The following is a 15,804-nucleotide window of genomic DNA, read 5'->3' on the forward strand; positions in this document are numbered from 1 at the left end:
TGAGCGTGTTGCCTCGCGGCTGCGTCAAACGGCTGCTTACCGGGAAGCTCCCGCGTCTTTGCTGTGCATCGCAGATACCCGGCAAAGCCTTGGGGCCGGCGCCGCGCAGAAGCGCGGCGCTGCAGCGCGCAATGCGCGCTGCCCGGCCCAACGCTGCCCAAGGTCCGGCGTCAGCCGGCCGCCAGGGCGGGGGCGGGAGCGCCCCAGGCAACCGTCAGTTTCCGGCAGCCGCCGCGCGGTGCTTCGGCCAGGTCCAGCAGCGCTGCGCCAAAATCTGCAAAGGAGATCTGAGAATTGCCCATTACATCCGTGACCAGCGTGTCGGTGCCAAAGCGGTAACTGCCGGTGTGCGGCCCTTCTGACAGCATCGCGGGTGGGCGCAGGCAGGTCCATTGCGCTTCTGTTTCCGCATGCAGCAGCGCGTCTTGCGCGGCGCAGGCCTCGGCAATCGGGCGGACGCCATCGGGCAGGAAGCCCGGTGCGCTCAGCACTGTATGGCCGCTGCCATCTGCCAGTTTCAGCGTTGCAGCACCGCCTGTTACCAGCACGGGAACGCCTGCCCGCCGCGCAGCCGCCAGCGCAGTGCGGGTCAGCGGCACCAGATCCGCCTCCCGCCCAGCCGGAGGGCGCAGGGCGCTGATCACCAGATCGTGCCCCCTGGCAGCTTCCGCCGCGGCGTGCGGTTGGTCCAGCAGGTCCAGCGCCAGCGGCGTCACGTTCGGGCTGATGGCCCCCAGGGCCTGCGGATTGCGTGCCACGGCGGTGACGTGATGGCCGCGGGAAACTGCGGCCTGCAATGCTGCGCCGCCAACGTCGCCGGTGGCACCAAAAAGAATGATCTTCATAGCTTGCTCCATTTGTCTCGATATCGAGATATTAGAAATTAAATCTTGACGTCAAGGTAAAATTGAACGGCAGGAGGACTAAGCATGCCAGCTAGACAGCCGCGGGCTTGGCAGGGCGGGGCGGGGCGGCTAGGTCTGAAAGGAACCGCAACATAGCGCCAGGGAGGCCCGGCCCATGCAGATGAGTGACCAAAAAGAGATCGCCGCCGATCCGGCAACTGTTTATGCGGCGCTGCTGTCCCCAGAGGTGCTGAAGGCCTGCGTGCCCGGCGCGCAGGAAGTGACCGGCACACCGGAAGACGGCTTTGACGCGACGGTCACCCAAAAGGTCGGACCGGTCAAAGCGACGTTCAAAGGGCAGGTAGCACTGTCGGACCTGGCCGAAAACGAAAAGCTGACGATTTCCGGGGAGGGCAAGGGCGGCGCAGCCGGTTTTGCCAAAGGCGGCGCTGTCGTGACTTTGGCGCCGTCGGAGGGCGGCACGCTGCTGTCCTATGATGTGGAGGCCAAGGTCGGCGGCAAGCTAGCGCAGCTTGGCAGCCGGATCATTGATGGTTTTGCCAAGAAGATGGCGGACCAGTTCTTTGCTAATCTGCAGGCGCATCTGGGGCCGCAAGACCCTGGCGGAGACGCCGATGCGACGGAGGCAGAAGGCAAGGATGAGCAACAGGGCTGGTTCAGCAAGATCACAGGCCGCAGCTGATCCCTGCGCTGGCGCACAGGTCTTTCTGCGGACCTCACCGCAGCGCAGGGCTGGCAGATGCGGCGAACCGCCGCTAGGGTGGCCGGGATTTGAGACCATCCCGGAGGCATCATGGCGGCGATCCTGTCGATCCGCGATCTGCGCAAAACATACGATGGCGGTTTTCAGGCGCTGAAAGGCGTCTCGCTGGATATTTACGAAGGCGAAATACTGGCGCTGCTCGGTCCCAATGGCGCAGGTAAGACTACGCTGATTTCCACCATTTGCGGGATTACCACCGCGACATCCGGCAGTGTCAGCGTCGGCGGCTTCGACAATGTCTCGCAATTCCGGCACGCTCGTGCGCTGATCGGCCTGGTGCCGCAGGAAATCACGCTGGAACCCTTCACCAAGGTGCTGGACACGGTCACATTCTCCCGCGGCCTGTTCGGTAAGCCCGCTGATCCGGCGCTGGTGGAGGAGGTGCTGAGCAAGCTGTCGCTGTGGGAAAAGCGGGACAGCCGGATCATGGATCTGTCAGGCGGCATGAAACGGCGGGTGCTGATCGCCAAGGCGCTGGCGCATGAGCCGCGCATCCTGTTTCTGGATGAGCCGACCGCCGGCGTGGACGTCGAGCTGCGCAAGGACATGTGGGAGATCGTCCGCGAGCTGAAGGCGGACGGGGTCACCATCATTCTGACAACGCACTACATCGAGGAAGCGGAAGCGATTGCAGATCGGATTGGTGTGATCACCGGCGGTGAGCTCCTGCTGGTCGAGGAAAAGGAGCAGCTGATGGCCCGGATGGGGCAGAAGCAGCTCGAGGTGCAGCTGACTGCACCAGTCGAGACGATCCCCGCGGCGCTGGTTCAGCACAATCTGCAGCTTGTCAACGGCGGTGGGGCGCTGCTTTACACCTATGACGCGCGGGCTGAGCGGACTGGTATCACCACCTTGCTGAACGATGTGGCCCAGGCCGGGCTGATGCTGGCGGATGTGCAGACCCGGGAATCCAGCTTGGAAGACATCTTTGTGGGCCTGGTCTCCGGCGGGACGGCCTCGAATGGCGCAGCCGCAGGAGATGCAGCATGAACTGGACCGCAGTTGCCACCATCTACAAGGCGGAAATGGCGCGGTTCTGGCGCACTTTTCTGCAAAGCTTCATCTCGCCTGTCCTGTCCACGTCGCTTTACTTCGTGGTGTTCGGCAGCGCCATCGGCAGCCGCATTCAAGAAGTTGATGGTGTCGACTACGGTGCATTCATCGTGCCGGGGCTGGTGATGCTGTCGGTCATTACCCAGAGCATCTCGAACGCATCCTTTGGGATCTACTTTCCCAAGTTTATCGGCAACATCTACGAAATCCTGTCGGCACCGATCAATTTTCTGGAAGTGGTGGCGGGGTTTGTCGGCGCGGCGGCGACCAAATCCCTGTTCATCGGCACAGTGATCCTGTGCACTGCCTCGCTGTTTGTGGATCTTTCAGTCCAGCATCCGCTGGCGATGGTAGCGTTTCTGGTTCTGACCTGCCTCAGCTTCTCCTTGATGGGGTTCATCATCGGCATCTGGGCGGGCAATTTCGAACAGCTGCAGCTGGTGCCATTGCTGGTGGTGACGCCGCTGGTGTTCCTGGGCGGGTCGTTCTACTCGATTTCGATGCTGCCGCCGGTCTGGCAGACGATTACTCTGTTCAACCCGGTGGTCTATCTGGTCTCCGGCTTCCGCTGGGCATTTTTCGGCCAGGCAGACGTGCCTGTGCTGCTGAGCCTTTGCGCCATTGGCGGTTTTACGCTGGCTTGCATGGGGGTGATCTGGTGGATCTTCAAAACCGGTTGGCGCATCCGGGCTTGATCCAGGGCTATGGGTATGCGGAAGGGCTTGCCGCCGCTCAGAATGGGGCAGCGGCACGCTGCTGGCCTGACGGGCGCGAGAACATCCAAGCCATTTGCCGGGTGCAAGGCAGCGTTGCATATATGCCCGCGGCTGTGTGGTTTTTGCATATCAGGTCAATTCCCCAGGCGGCGCACCTTGTTTCACCCCGGGCGGCCCTCTACATCGGCGCCATGAGATTTCGCCTGCCTTTCCTGAAAAGACAGCCGCTGGTGGCAGTGGTGCGCCTGAATGGTGCCATCGGAATGCCTGGCCGCGGTTCCTTGAGCGACACTGCACTGGCGCCGGTGCTGGAGCGTGCTTTCCGCAAGGGGAAACCCGCAGCTGTGGCGTTGGAGATCAACTCTCCGGGCGGCTCACCAGTTCAAAGCTCGCTGATCGGTGCCCGCATCCGCCGCCTGGCCGAGGAGATGGACATCCCGGTCTATGCCTTTGTCGAGGATGTTGCGGCATCGGGCGGTTACTGGCTGGCTGCAGCCGCGGATGAGATCTGGGCTGACGCCAGTTCCGTGCTGGGTTCGGTCGGGGTGATCTCGGCGGGTTTTGGCGCCCACGTGCTGCTGGCCCGCCAGGGGGTGGAGCGGCGGGTTTATACCGCGGGTGAGAGCAAATCCATGCTGGACCCGTTCCGCCCGGAGAACCCGGAGGACGTGAAGCGTCTCAAGGTGGTCTTGAACGATATCCATGCCAATTTTATCGACCATGTTACCGAACGCCGCGGGTCCAAGCTGCACAGTGATGAAAACCTGTTCACAGGTGAGATCTGGCTGGCGCGACGGGCCGAAGAACTGGGGCTGATCGATGGCATCGGCCATCTGAAACCCAAGATGCAGGAACGTTACGGCGAGAAGGTCCGCTTTCGCCGCTACGGCCTGAAGAAACCGTTCTTGAGCCGCTTTGGCATGCAGGTCGCGCAGGATGCGCTGGCCGGGATTGAGGAACGCGCCGAATACGCGCGTTTCGGTCTCTGACGTGCTGTTCAAGATCGTTGCAATCTTTCTGGTGGTGATGGCTGTTCTTGCGATGTTCGGCAAGTTGCGGTTTCCCGGCCAGAAGCAAATCAATTCCAGGCGCTGCCCGTCCTGCGGCCGCTTCAAGATCGGCAAGGGGCCGTGTGCCTGTAAAAAAGGAGATCGTGGCAAATGATGCCATGGCTGTACTCGGCGCTTGGTCTGGTTATCCTGCTGCTGGCGGGCGACGCACTGGTGCGCGGCGCGGTGAACCTCAGCCTGCGGCTGGGGGTGCCTGCGCTGATTGTCAGCCTGACCATCGTCGCCTTTGGCACCTCGGCACCGGAACTGCTGATTGCCATCAGCGCTGTGCAAGAAGGCGCCGATGGTATTGCGCTGGGCAATGTCGTTGGGTCGAACACCGCCAATATCCTGCTGGTGCTGGGCATACCGGCCCTGATGCGGGCCTTGCACACCAGTGAATGCAGCACCCGCAGAAACTATGTTTTTATGCTGGGTGCCTCGGTGTTGTTCATTGGCCTGGCCTTCAGCGGCACCTTCACGCTTTGGTCCGGCCTAATCCTGCTGGCAGCGCTGTCTGGTGTGCTTGGAGTGGCCTTCCGCGATGCCCGCAACCACCGGCGCAATGGCAAAGGCAACGGCTGCGCCACGGAACCAAACCTGGAAGAGATCGAAGAAGCCGATCCGGACATGCCGTACTGGCGTGTCGGCGTCTACCTGCTGCTGGGCCTGATTGGTCTGCCTCTGGGGGCTGATCTGCTCGTGGATAATGCCACCATCATTGCGCGCCTTTACGGCGTCAGCGAGACCGTTATCGGCCTGACGCTAGTGGCGATTGGAACTTCGCTGCCGGAATTGGCAACGACAGTGACGGCGGCGCTGCGCCGCCAGGCGGATGTGGCGCTGGGCAATGTGATCGGGTCCAACATGTTCAACCTGCTGGCCATTATCGGTATCGCCACTTTCATCGGTCCAATCAGCGTGGACCCGGAGTTCCTGCAGTTTGATTTGTGGGTAATGCTGGCCGCCTCGCTTCTGCTGATCCCTTTTGTCTTCTTCAAGCAGGACATCACCCGCATCTGGGGTGTCGTCCTGACCACGCTCTATCTGGCGTATCTCTTCGTCCTGTTCTAACTCTGTCAGTGCTAGCAGCAGGGAGGCGCAGATGCGGGCATTGGTGACCGGGGCGGGCAGACGGCTGGGCCGGGCCATGGCGCTGGAGCTTGCAGCGCAAGGCTATGATGTTGCTGTGCACTATGCGTCCTCGGCTCAGGCGGCGGAGGATGTGGCTGCGCAAATCCGAAAAATGGGCCGCCGGTCTGCGGCACTGCAGGCGGATCTTCTGAGTGAGGAGGAGGCCGCGGCGCTGCTGCCCCGCGCGGCTGGGGCGCTTGGCGGCCCGGTTGCCTGCCTGGTCAACAACGCCTCGATTTTTGAGCATGACACGCTGGCCTCGGCCACCCGGGAAAGCTGGGACCGGCATCTGAATAGCAATTTGCGCACGCCGTTTGTGCTGCTGCAAGCTATGGCAGAGCAAGATGTGCCTCTGGAACAGGATGCGGGCGGAGAGCCGCGCGCCTGGGGGCTGGCGGTCAACATGGTCGACCAGCGCGTGCGCAAGCTGACACCCGATTTCATGTGTTACACACTGGCCAAATCGGCGCTCTGGACGCTGACACAGACTGCAGCTCAGGCGCTGGCGCCGCGAATCCGCGTCAACGCTATTGGGCCAGGGCCGACCCTGCGGGGGCCGCGGCAAAGCGCCGATCAGTTCACCCGCCAGCGCAAGGCCACGATTTTGCAGCGCGGCGCGGATGCCGGCGACGTCACCGCGGCGCTGTCCTATTTGCTGCAGGCAAAGGCGGTGACGGGCCAGATGATCTGCGTAGACGGCGGCCAGCATCTTGCCTGGCAGACCCCCGACAGCGACGGTCTTGAGTGACGCCAACAGGGGCAAAAACTGTCGCTTTCCCTGCAAGTTTTGCACTGGTTCACGCGCCGTCACGGAAGCGTTACAAAAGTGCCTTTATTTTCAAAACCTTGTCAGGCGTTGGATAAAATGTTCTGTTAACTCAGCGTCTTATAGAAGCGCCTAAATTTTAAGCATTCGTCCGAAACCGCCCCAAAATAAGAGAAAAGGCGGGATAGCCCAAAGATATCTCCGTAGTTATCCACAGCTTCCGTGGATTTCCCCGCTCTTGATCCAGGCAGGCAAACGTTGCAGCCAAGGGCAGGGAATCATATGTCTGGGCGCATGACTGAACAGCATGCCGGAACCGCTCCGGATTCGCCCGCCCGCACCGGTTATCCGGTGATCCAGGATTACGTAAAAACGCTGGACGCATCGCCCGGCGTTTACCGGATGCTGGATGCCGACAGCCGGGTTCTCTATGTGGGCAAGGCGCGCAATCTCAAGGCGCGGGTGTCGAACTACACCAGGCCCGGAAACAGCCCGCGGATTGAGCGGATGATCGCGCTCACGGCTTCAATGATGTTCCTGACCACGCGGACGGAAACCGAGGCACTGCTGCTGGAACAGAACCTGATCAAGCAGCTGAAGCCCAAGTACAATGTGCTTTTGCGCGACGATAAAAGCTTCCCGAATATTCTGGTCGCTAAGGATCACGCCTTTCCGCAGATCAAGAAGCACCGCGGCGCCCGCAAGCAGAAGGGCAGCTATTTTGGCCCCTTCGCCAGCGCTGGCGCGGTGAACCGGACTTTGAACCAGCTGCAAAAGGCATTCCTCCTGCGCAATTGTTCGGATTCCATGTTCGAGACCCGCACCCGGCCTTGCCTGCAGTATCAAATCAAACGCTGCACTGCCCCCTGCACGGGGCTGATCAGCGAGGTGGAATATGCTGCAAGCGTGCGCGATGCCGAACGCTTCCTGTCCGGCCGCTCCACCAAGATCCAGGAGGAGCTGGCCGAGCAGATGATGGCCGCCTCCGAGGCGATGGAATTTGAGCGCGCCGCCGCGCTGCGTGACCGGATCAAGGCGCTGACCCAGGTGCAGACCTCCCAAGGCATCAACCCGCGCGGGGTGGCAGAGGCGGATGTGATCGGCCTGCATATGGACGGCGGTCAGGCCTGCGTGCAGGTCTTTTTCATCCGTGCGAACCAGAACTGGGGCAACCAGGACTTTTATCCCCGTGTAGACGCAGACAACAGCCCGGCAGAGATTATGGAAGCCTTCCTGGGCCAGTTCTACAGCAACAAGGAGCCGCCCCGCCAGCTGATCCTGTCCGATGCCATCGAAAACGCCGACCTGATGGAGGCGGCGCTGAGCGAGAAGGCAGAGCGCAAGGTTGAGCTGCTGGTCCCTCAGCGCGGCGAAAAGACAGAGCTGGTGGCCTTTGCTGTGCGCAATGCCCGCGAAAGCCTGGCTCGCCGAATGGCGGAAAGTGCAACGCAGGCCAAACTGCTGCGCGGACTGGCCGAGGCCTTTGGGTTGGAGGGCCCGCCGCAGCGGATCGAGGTCTACGACAACTCCCATATCCAGGGCACCAATGCGGTTGGCGGCATGATTGTGATGGGGCCGGAGGGCTTCCTGAAAAACGCCTACCGCAAGTTCAACATCCGGGGCGATGATCTGGTGCCGGGCGATGACTTTGGCATGATGAAAGAAGTGCTGAACCGCCGCTTCTCACGCCTTCTGAAGGAAGATCCCGGCAGGGAGAAGGGGCTTTGGCCTGATCTGCTGCTGATCGACGGCGGTGCCGGGCAGGTCTCTGCGGTGGCAGAGATCATGGAGGCGCACGGTGTGCAGGACATCCCGATGGTGGGCGTTGCCAAGGGCGTGGACCGCGACCATGGCAAGGAAGAATTCTACCGTCCGGGCGAAAGCGCCTTTGCCCTGCAGCGCAATGACCCGGTGCTCTATTTCATCCAGCGAATGCGCGACGAGGCGCACCGCTTTGCAATCGGCACACACCGTGCCAAACGCGCCAAGGCGGTCAGTGCAACCCCGCTGGATGAGGTGCCTGGGGTCGGGGCCTCGCGCAAGCGGGCGCTGCTGGCGCATTTTGGCAGCGCCAAGGCCGTAAGCCGTGCCAATCTGGCCGACCTCAAGGCAGTGGATGGGATATCCGAAGCCCTGGCAGAGCGGATTTACGACCACTTTCATGCGCAAGGGTAGCTTGCCGTTCCGGCAGGGCATGTCCGCCGGAACAGCAGCACACGTCAGGAGTGCAGCTTCGCGGGGATGCCGCCAGTTGCTGCGGTTTGCTAATGCCAGCGATTGCCGAATTTTGATCAAGCCCGCTTTCCACTTGGGAAACAGCCGGATAATGTGCGCCGCATGAAGTGGACCTTGCCGAATATCCTCACCCTGCTGCGGCTGATCGCGGCACCCGGCCTCGCCGTGATGTTTTTGTACTTCACCCGGCCTTATGCAGACTGGTTTGCATTGCTGCTGTTTGTGACAGCAGCAGTGACCGACTGGTTCGACGGCTACCTGGCACGCGCCTGGAAGCAGGAAACCAAAATGGGCGCGATGCTGGACCCGATAGCCGATAAGGCGATGGTGGTGATCGCGCTGATGATCCTCGTGGGCTATTCCGCCGAACACTGGACACCCTGGCTGGTGCTGCCCGCCACGGTGATTCTGTTCCGCGAGGTGTTTGTGTCCGGCCTGCGCGAATTCCTGGGTGACACAGCCGGTACGCTGAAGGTGACAAAACTCGCCAAGTGGAAAACCACCGCCCAGATGATCGCCATCGCAACGCTGTTTTCGCAAGGCATCTTTGAGCATTATCTGGTGATGTCCTCCTTTGGAATGGATCAGGCGCTGATCGAACAGATCATGACAGGGCAGGTATCCGATGAAGTGGGTTTGCGCTGGAAATTCCAAGGTATGGTATGGACTGGCCGTATCGGCCTGTGGCTGCTGTGGATTGCCGCCGCCCTTACTGCCATCACCGGATTCGATTACTTGCGAAAGGCGATGCCGCATCTGAAGGAGGCGCACTGATGGATGTTCTGTATTTTGCCTGGGTGCGTGAACGTATCGGACTGCCGCGCGAGCGGGTGGAGACCACTGCCGCTACGGTCGCGGACCTGGTCGAAGAACTGCGTGCCCGCGAGGAGCGCTATGCCGCTGCCTTTGCCGACTTGTCGGCGCTGCGCGTGGCTTTGGACCAGGAGCTCTCGGAATTCGATGCGCCGCTTGATGGGGTGCGCGAGGTGGCCTTCTTTCCGCCGATGACCGGGGGGTGAGGCGATGCGGATTTCCGTGCAGGATGCTCCGTTCGAGCTGGGGGCAGAGAGCGACGCCTTTGCTGCAGGGGTTGAAAACGCAGGCGCCGTTGTGACCTTCACCGGCGTGGTGCGCGATGCTGATCAAGGCGGGCTTCAGGCGATGGAGATCGAGCATTACCCGGGCATGACGGAAAAGGCGCTGACCGCCATTGCGGAGGAGGCCATGAGCCGCTGGTCGCTGGCCGATGCGCTGGTGGTCCACCGCCATGGCCGTCTGGTCCCGGGCGAGCGCATCATGATGGTCGCCACTGCGGCGCGCCACCGCAAGGATGCCTTTGAAGCGGCGGAATATCTGATGGACTATCTGAAATCCCGCGCCCCGTTCTGGAAGAAGGAAATCCTGGCGGGAGGAAACGCGGACTGGGTCGAGGCCAAGGACGCCGACGAGGATGCCCTGAAGCGCTGGTGAGGTCTGGGCGGAGCAGGGTGCTCCCGCCAGACATTCAATCATCAATAGATGATATCCGCCTGTTGGGCCGGGCGCCGCGCATTGCGCGGCGTTTTCATTGCGCTAAGAAGGCCTGATTGGGCAGGCCTGCCGATCCGGGGCAAACGCTAATTCACTTGAAGGTTTGCGCGCAAAGGACAAGCCGCTTTGCAGGGCCTGCGGCCTTTCCGGCCCGCCGGAGTCTTAAAAAGGCCCGCGCCGCGCGTCAGTGCGGGATATGGCTGCGCAGTTCCTCGGCCTCGCGGCGGGCCTCGCGCAGGCCGTCCATCGCAGCGCGCAGCTCTGCTTCGGTTTGGGTCAGCTGGTTGGTCAGCTCCGCCTCGCGCTGTTGCAAATAGGTGATTGCCTGGTCGCGGGTTTCCTCAGCCTCATGCAGCTCCTGGCTCATCCTGTCGAGGTCGGCCACGTCGCTTTGCCGCACCCGGGTGAAACGGTGCACCAGCCAGTTGGCAAACCAGCCCATGGCAAAGGCCGCAAACAGGATGATCGCGGTGGTGATGATGAACTCGGTCCTGTTCATTACTCTGTGGTCTCCTGTGCGTCATCTGCGCTATCGGCGAGCTCGCCGTTTTCCTGGCCTTCTGCCGCTGCCTGGTCTGCCGGGCGGACCAGCTTGAATTCGATGCGGCGGTTGGCCTCGCGGCCCTCTTCGGTGCCGTTGTCGGCAATCGGTTCGCTCTCGCCGTAACCCTTGGCGGCAAAGGTAGAGGTCACCACCCGGCGCGCCCGCAGCTCGTTCAGCACGGATTGCGCCCGGGACTGGCTGAGGGTCTGATTCATCGTCTCGCGGCCCTGGCTGTCGGTGTGGCCCTGGATTTCCAGCCGCACCGGGCCGCAATTGCTCAGGATGTCCGCGATCCTGTCCATCGTGCCGGCGCTTTCCGCGGCGATGGTGGCAGAGCCGGGTTCAAAGGCAATCTTGGTTTCGCTCTGGGCGCTGTCCAGCTGTGCCTCGCAAAGTTCCGGCGGGATCGGCTGGTCCGCGGGGGCGGGCGGTTCCTCGTAACTGATGTCGAGACCGTAGGTCTCTGCCTCGCCCAGCTTGGCGGCCAGAAAGCGGGCAATTTCGGACGGTGCATTCTTGCGGTAGCTCATGCCGCGCAGTTCCAGGTTCTCCGGCGTCACGGTGACCGCGCCGCGCTGCAGATAGGAGAGCGCCTCTAGCCCGGCCAGCACCCGCACCGGCCAGTCGGCGGGCAGATCGGCGACAACCCGGGTGGCTGTGTGCACATTGCCGGAGCCGAAACGCGCCTTGGCATAGCTGTCCGCGACGGTCCGCAGTGCCATGTCGCTCAGCCGGCCGCGCAGCTGCACTTGGCCTTCAGGGCTGAGCGTGGCAGTGAATTCCGGCGGTCCGGCGGTGGCGCTGGCTTCGGGAACAGGCAGCACCGCATGCAGGGCAAAGACCCGGGGCAGGGCATTTTCCAGCTCGCCCACCACATGATCGAAACTGCCGCTGGCAGTGCCTTCCGCTGCGACCAGGGTGATGTCGGCATTGGCAATGGTGACAGAACCCCCACCCAGTTCACCAACACTGGCGATGCTCAGCTCCGCCGCGCGGACCCAGTTGGGAGAGGGCACACCCATGCCGATCACGCAATCGGCGGCGCCCTCCAGCCCGGCCTTGCGGGCCGCGGCAAGGATGCGCTTGCGGCTTTCCTCGCTTTCGGCGGAACAGGCGTCGAATTGGGCACCGTCTTTATCCAGCAGAAACCGCAGGGTGAAAGGCGTGATCACCGGGCGCGGTGCGGCAATGTCCATAGCCAGCCGAAGCCCCGGCGGTGCCAGCCTGCCCAATTGCTCTTCCAGCTGGTGCTTAGCGTCTTCGCTGCCTGAGATCGCGGTGATGGAGACCTCGCCAGCCTCCACCGAAATCTTGGCACGCGGCAGCAGCTTCAGCGCCTCGATGGCAAAGTCCAGCGACTCCTGCCAGCCGCCGGGCTTGTCATACCGGGCGGTTTCCAGCAGGTCCGCCACATTGCCTTCGCCGGCCAATGCGTTGAGCTGTTTCACCATTGCCGCCCGTCCGGAGCCCGACGGTATCAGCCCGATGATTGAAATGCCGCTGTCATTGCGCAGGATTTCTGCGGAGAACCGCGGCGGTGCCAGCCCTTCGGCGGCGGGGACCTCCATTCCGTCAATGATCCGGGCAGCGTCGACAACGCTGCCGACCAGCGAAATCACCGAAAACCGCGTTGCCTCATCCGGGGCGGTGCCCTCAAGCAGAACCTGCAGCCCGTCAGCTGTCACCTCGGCCCAGGTAAACCCTGCGCGGTCCAGGGCCTGCCGGACCCCGGATTCGGAGCTGTGCTCCACAGCGGTGACTGCAAAACCGGCGGTGACAAGGCTCAGCCCTGCGGCGGCGGTGAATGCCAGGCCTGGAATCAGCAGAGAAGACAAGCGCATATGGCGGCAATTTCCCTTGGTCAGTTAGTGGCTCTTACCCTGCACGGGGCTGTGGTTCAATCAAACGAACATGGCCGGCACAAAGAAGATGAGCGGGATCAGGCCGGTATCGCGGTTCAGCCGGAACAGTTGCAGAAGCCTGCCGCTGTTTTCCGCGTCAAAGGCACGCAGCTGCCAGGTCATATGCCAGCCCATCGCCCAGGGGGCGGCCAGCGCCAGAACCAGTGCCAGCACCGAAGCGCTGTCCAGCATCGCCGTAATCACGGCCAGTGCCATGAGGCTGACAAAGGCCACGATGAAGCGGCGAAGCCACACCGGAGTGTCAGAACCGAACAGCCGGGCCGTGGATTTCACCCCGATCAGCGCGTCGTCCTCAGTGTCTTGATGGGCGTAGATGGTGTCATAAAACAGCGTCCAGGCGATGCCGGCCAGATACAGCAGAACCGGCGGCCAGCCCATGGAGCCGGTGTGCGCCACCCAGGCCAGCATGGCGCCCCAGTTGAAAGCGAGGCCCAGAAACACCTGCGGCCACCACGTGAAACGTTTGGCAAAAGGATAAACCGTCACTGGCAGAAGTGACAGGATGCCCATGGCGATGGCCGCCTGATTGAAGGTCAGCAGGATCGCAAGGCCGGCCAAGCATTGCAGCCCCATCCAGGCCAGCGCGCCCTTAACAGTGACCTGGCCCGAGGGAATGGGCCGCGAGCGGGTGCGTTCCACCTGGCCGTCGAAGTTACGGTCGGTGATATCGTTCCAGGTGCAGCCCGCCCCGCGCATCAGCCAGGCCCCGGCGGCACAGCCAACCGCAATCCACAGGTCGCCCCAGCGCGGGTTCTGGTCTGCCAGGATCGCCAGTGCCAGCCCCCACCAGCAGGGGATCAGCAGCAGCCATGTGCCGATCGGCCGGTCGGCGCGGGACAGCCGCAGATAGGGGCGCACCCATTCCGGAGCATTTGTGTCAACCCAGTTTCCCCTGACCGCATCTGCGACCTGACCCTCTGGCGCTGGCTTTTGGCCTTGCATATGTAGGACCCCATGAGTGCAAAAATCAGACTGTATGTAGAGCACCCTTTGGGGGCAGGGCAATCGGTTCCCTTGGATCGTGATCAGGCGCATTACCTGTTCGGGGTAATGCGGCAGGCGGCAGGCGCCCATGTAGCGCTGTTCAACGGCACGGACGGCGAGTGGCTGGCTGAGGTCGCCGAGGCTGGGAAGCGCGGCGGCACGCTGATCTGTCAGGATCAGACGAAGCCGTTGCAGCTGCCGCCGGACCTGTGGCTGATGTTTGCCCCAATCAAAAAGGCGCGCACGGATTTCATCGTCGAGAAGGCTGCGGAGATGGGCGCGGCCCGCATTCTTCCGGTGCAGACGGAGTTCACCAATTCCGAACGCATCCGCCAGGACCGCCTGCAGGCCCATGCGGTCGAGGCGGCAGAGCAATGCGGCGGCACCTATGTGCCGGAGGTGGCGGATTTGCAGAAACTTTCGCGCCGCCTGGACCAATGGCCGCAGGAACGGCAGCTGATGTTCTGCGACGAGGCCGAGGTGGGCAATGCGCTGGAATTGGCCGCAGAGACACAAAGAGACGCGCCCTGGGCCATTCTGATCGGACCGGAAGGAGGCTTTTCTGATGCTGAACGGAAACGCCTGCACGCGCTGCCGCAATCCCATGTGGTCAGCCTCGGTCCGCGCATTCTGCGCGCAGATACCGCTGCTGTGGCCGCAATGACCCTGTGGCAGCATACGCTGGGAGACTGGTAAATGAATGACGTCGCGCGGTTTATTACACCAAAGCGGCCGAAAGGCGCAGAGCGGCAGATGACGCGGGTGCAGCGCCAGGCAAACTTGAGGTGGCCCCGCCAGCAGGCGTTTTTGGCTTCAGCCCTAAGAACCTCTCCCGAAGCATCTGTTTTTCAGGGCGAGCGGGAGGCTCGTCCTGTTGTCATCAAAAAGTTTTGGGGCCTGAGAAGCCGGCGCGGTTTTGTCGGTCAGACCAGGGTGGCACTGGACAGACTTGCCTCGCTTGAACCGCATCAGGCGTTTTCCTTCAATGAACTTTTGGCCAGTTCCGGGCATCTTGGGCTGGTGGTCGTGAGCTTTGAGGACGGCACACCGGTTGACAAGCTGCTGGAAGATCCCGGCGTCAACCGCAGGCAGCTGATCAAGCGCTGTTGCGATTGGCAGCATTGGGCGGAGCAAGGGGACTACGCTCAAACCGGGTTGAACGCGGACAATTTGGCTGCTGAGATCAACCAGGTTCTGCAACACCGGGTTCGGCACCGCGACGCCGGGTTGCTGGCAGAACTGGGCAGCGTTTTGCTTGACATGCTGGGCGGGCTGGCAGGAAGGCCTGTGCAGAAAGCGCCGGGTCACCCCGATTTCGCCCCGCGCAACTTTATTCTGCGCAATGACGGTGTCCTGTCCGCTGTAGACATTCACCGCGCGGGAAGAGTTATGAAAACCCGCGAATCCGCTATGTTTTTGGTGTCAAAGGATTATCGGGAGATGGAAATTCCCCGGCCGTTGCTGTTCGGGTTGGACCGGCAGGAGCTGCGCCAGTTCCTGGCCCACGGCACTGTTCCCGCCGAAGAAGTCAACTCCCTGCTGATTTTCTTCATCGGGCTTACATACTTTACCATGTACGCTAGAAATCCGGGCAAGCCATGGAAGATGCGGGTCAGGCGCCGAAGAATCCGGGTGTACCTGGCCCACCTGCGGCAAGGCAAAAGGATATTGAGATGAGCTTCATCCGCCCCGAAGCCCGAGAGGCATTGTGGCAGTGGCGCGAGGTCCTGGCGGCGGCGCTGATGTTCCTGTTAGGGCTGAAGTGGGCGTTTTTCGCGTCAGGCTTTACCGCGATCACCGGTTGGGCGCTGGTTGCCACTGGTTTGGTGGCAGCCGTCATCGGCGCGCAGCGGATGCGGTTCCGGCGCGGCACCAGCGGGCCGGGTGTCGTGCAGGTGGACGAGGGGCAGATCGCCTATTTCGGGCCGCTCACCGGCGGTGCCGTGGCGGCTTCGGAGCTGGAGCGGCTGGCGCTGGACCACACCTCCAAACCACCGCATTGGCTGTTGGAACAGCCAGGGCAGCCGCCGCTGGCGATCCCGGTGAATGCTGAGGGTTATGAAGCGCTGTTTGACGTCTTTGCCGCCCTCCCGGGCCTCAAGACTGAGCGGATGCTGGCAGAGTTGCGCCGCCGCGGCTCTCACCAGGTCGTGATCTGGGAGCGCGCCGCCACCCGCCCGGAACATCAGCGCCTGCATTGACACCGGCGGCGATTCCGCCCACGACTGACCGCTCAAGACAG

Annotated in this window: 18 protein-coding genes; 14 read left to right on the top strand and 4 right to left on the bottom strand. The window is 62.4% G+C overall.

Features of this window, described 5'->3' with window-relative positions; genetic code table 11:
- Positions 1-170 precede the first annotated feature (170 nt).
- Entirely contained in the window at positions 171-845 is a 675-nt protein-coding gene (locus tag AC5STB_RS11500; RefSeq protein WP_495442968.1) for an NAD(P)-dependent oxidoreductase, read from the bottom strand.
- A gap of 175 nt (positions 846-1,020) precedes the next feature.
- On the opposite strand from AC5STB_RS11500, the gene AC5STB_RS11505 reads away from it, so the two are divergent.
- From AC5STB_RS11505 to AC5STB_RS11555, 11 genes are all read left to right on the top strand, one after another.
- The gene (locus AC5STB_RS11505) at positions 1,021-1,548 is read left to right on the top strand and encodes an SRPBCC family protein (protein WP_495442969.1); all 528 of its coding nucleotides are present in this window, start codon (positions 1,021-1,023) and stop codon (positions 1,546-1,548) included.
- Positions 1,549-1,659: 111 nt separating this feature from the next.
- Positions 1,660-2,619, top strand: a complete 960-nt coding sequence (locus AC5STB_RS11510) for an ABC transporter ATP-binding protein (protein WP_495442970.1) — start codon at positions 1,660-1,662, stop codon at positions 2,617-2,619.
- Positions 2,616-3,377 (top strand): ABC transporter permease, encoded by a 762-nt coding sequence (locus tag AC5STB_RS11515; protein WP_495442971.1) that lies wholly within the window; start codon positions 2,616-2,618, stop codon positions 3,375-3,377. Before AC5STB_RS11510 ends, AC5STB_RS11515 begins: the two co-directional genes overlap by 4 nt.
- Positions 3,378-3,589: 212 nt before the next feature.
- A complete protein-coding gene (locus AC5STB_RS11520) occupies positions 3,590-4,387 on the top strand; it encodes a S49 family peptidase (protein ID WP_495442972.1) in 798 nt (265 codons plus the stop codon).
- 1 nt (position 4,388) lies between these two features.
- Positions 4,389-4,562 (top strand): hypothetical protein, encoded by a 174-nt coding sequence (locus AC5STB_RS11525; RefSeq protein ID WP_019297160.1) that lies wholly within the window; start codon positions 4,389-4,391, stop codon positions 4,560-4,562.
- Positions 4,559-5,521 carry a calcium/sodium antiporter gene (locus AC5STB_RS11530; RefSeq protein WP_495442973.1) on the top strand — a complete coding sequence of 321 codons (963 nt, stop codon included), beginning with the start codon at positions 4,559-4,561 and terminating at the stop codon, positions 5,519-5,521. The genes AC5STB_RS11525 and AC5STB_RS11530 overlap by 4 nt, the downstream gene beginning before the upstream one ends.
- Positions 5,502-6,329: an SDR family oxidoreductase gene (locus AC5STB_RS11535; protein WP_495444594.1), complete on the top strand. Its 828-nt coding sequence runs from the start codon at positions 5,502-5,504 to the stop codon at positions 6,327-6,329. Before AC5STB_RS11530 ends, AC5STB_RS11535 begins: the two co-directional genes overlap by 20 nt.
- A 312-nt stretch (positions 6,330-6,641) precedes the next feature.
- Positions 6,642-8,522 (top strand): excinuclease ABC subunit UvrC, encoded by a 1,881-nt coding sequence (gene uvrC / locus AC5STB_RS11540; protein ID WP_495442974.1) that lies wholly within the window; start codon positions 6,642-6,644, stop codon positions 8,520-8,522.
- Between the two features lie 162 nt (positions 8,523-8,684).
- Positions 8,685-9,356 (top strand): CDP-diacylglycerol--glycerol-3-phosphate 3-phosphatidyltransferase, encoded by a 672-nt coding sequence (gene pgsA, locus AC5STB_RS11545; RefSeq protein ID WP_495442975.1) that lies wholly within the window; start codon positions 8,685-8,687, stop codon positions 9,354-9,356.
- A complete protein-coding gene (gene moaD, locus AC5STB_RS11550; RefSeq protein ID WP_495442976.1) occupies positions 9,356-9,601 on the top strand; it encodes a molybdopterin converting factor subunit 1 in 246 nt (81 codons plus the stop codon). The genes pgsA and moaD overlap by 1 nt, the downstream gene beginning before the upstream one ends.
- A gap of 4 nt (positions 9,602-9,605) precedes the next feature.
- Positions 9,606-10,052, top strand: coding sequence for a molybdenum cofactor biosynthesis protein MoaE (locus tag AC5STB_RS11555; protein ID WP_495442977.1), 447 nt, complete (start codon positions 9,606-9,608; stop codon positions 10,050-10,052).
- A 244-nt stretch (positions 10,053-10,296) separates the two neighbouring features.
- Here AC5STB_RS11555 and AC5STB_RS11560 read toward each other — a convergent pair whose 3' ends face one another.
- Genes AC5STB_RS11560 through ubiA form a run of 3 tightly spaced genes read right to left on the bottom strand, consistent with a single transcriptional unit; the run spans position 10,297 to position 13,520 of the window.
- Positions 10,297-10,611, bottom strand: coding sequence for a hypothetical protein (locus AC5STB_RS11560; protein WP_495442978.1), 315 nt, complete (start codon positions 10,609-10,611; stop codon positions 10,297-10,299).
- Positions 10,611-12,497, bottom strand: coding sequence for an OmpA family protein (locus AC5STB_RS11565; protein WP_495442979.1), 1,887 nt, complete (start codon positions 12,495-12,497; stop codon positions 10,611-10,613). The genes AC5STB_RS11560 and AC5STB_RS11565 overlap by 1 nt, the downstream gene beginning before the upstream one ends.
- Before the next feature lie 60 nt (positions 12,498-12,557).
- Positions 12,558-13,520: a 4-hydroxybenzoate octaprenyltransferase gene (gene ubiA, locus AC5STB_RS11570; RefSeq protein WP_495442980.1), complete on the bottom strand. Its 963-nt coding sequence runs from the start codon at positions 13,518-13,520 to the stop codon at positions 12,558-12,560.
- Positions 13,521-13,532: 12 nt separating this feature from the next.
- On the opposite strand from ubiA, the gene AC5STB_RS11575 reads away from it, so the two are divergent.
- The 3 genes from AC5STB_RS11575 to AC5STB_RS11585 are packed head-to-tail and all read left to right on the top strand — an operon-like array spanning position 13,533 to position 15,763.
- Entirely contained in the window at positions 13,533-14,258 is a 726-nt protein-coding gene (locus AC5STB_RS11575; RefSeq protein WP_495442981.1) for a 16S rRNA (uracil(1498)-N(3))-methyltransferase, read from the top strand.
- On the top strand, positions 14,259-15,239 hold the full coding sequence (locus AC5STB_RS11580) for a hypothetical protein (protein WP_495442982.1): 981 nt from the start codon (positions 14,259-14,261) through the stop codon (positions 15,237-15,239).
- Positions 15,236-15,763, top strand: coding sequence for a hypothetical protein (locus tag AC5STB_RS11585; protein WP_495442983.1), 528 nt, complete (start codon positions 15,236-15,238; stop codon positions 15,761-15,763). The genes AC5STB_RS11580 and AC5STB_RS11585 overlap by 4 nt, the downstream gene beginning before the upstream one ends.
- The last annotated feature ends 41 nt before the right edge of the window (positions 15,764-15,804 follow it).

Source organism: Leisingera sp. CC-HEC093 (genome assembly GCF_059429195.1).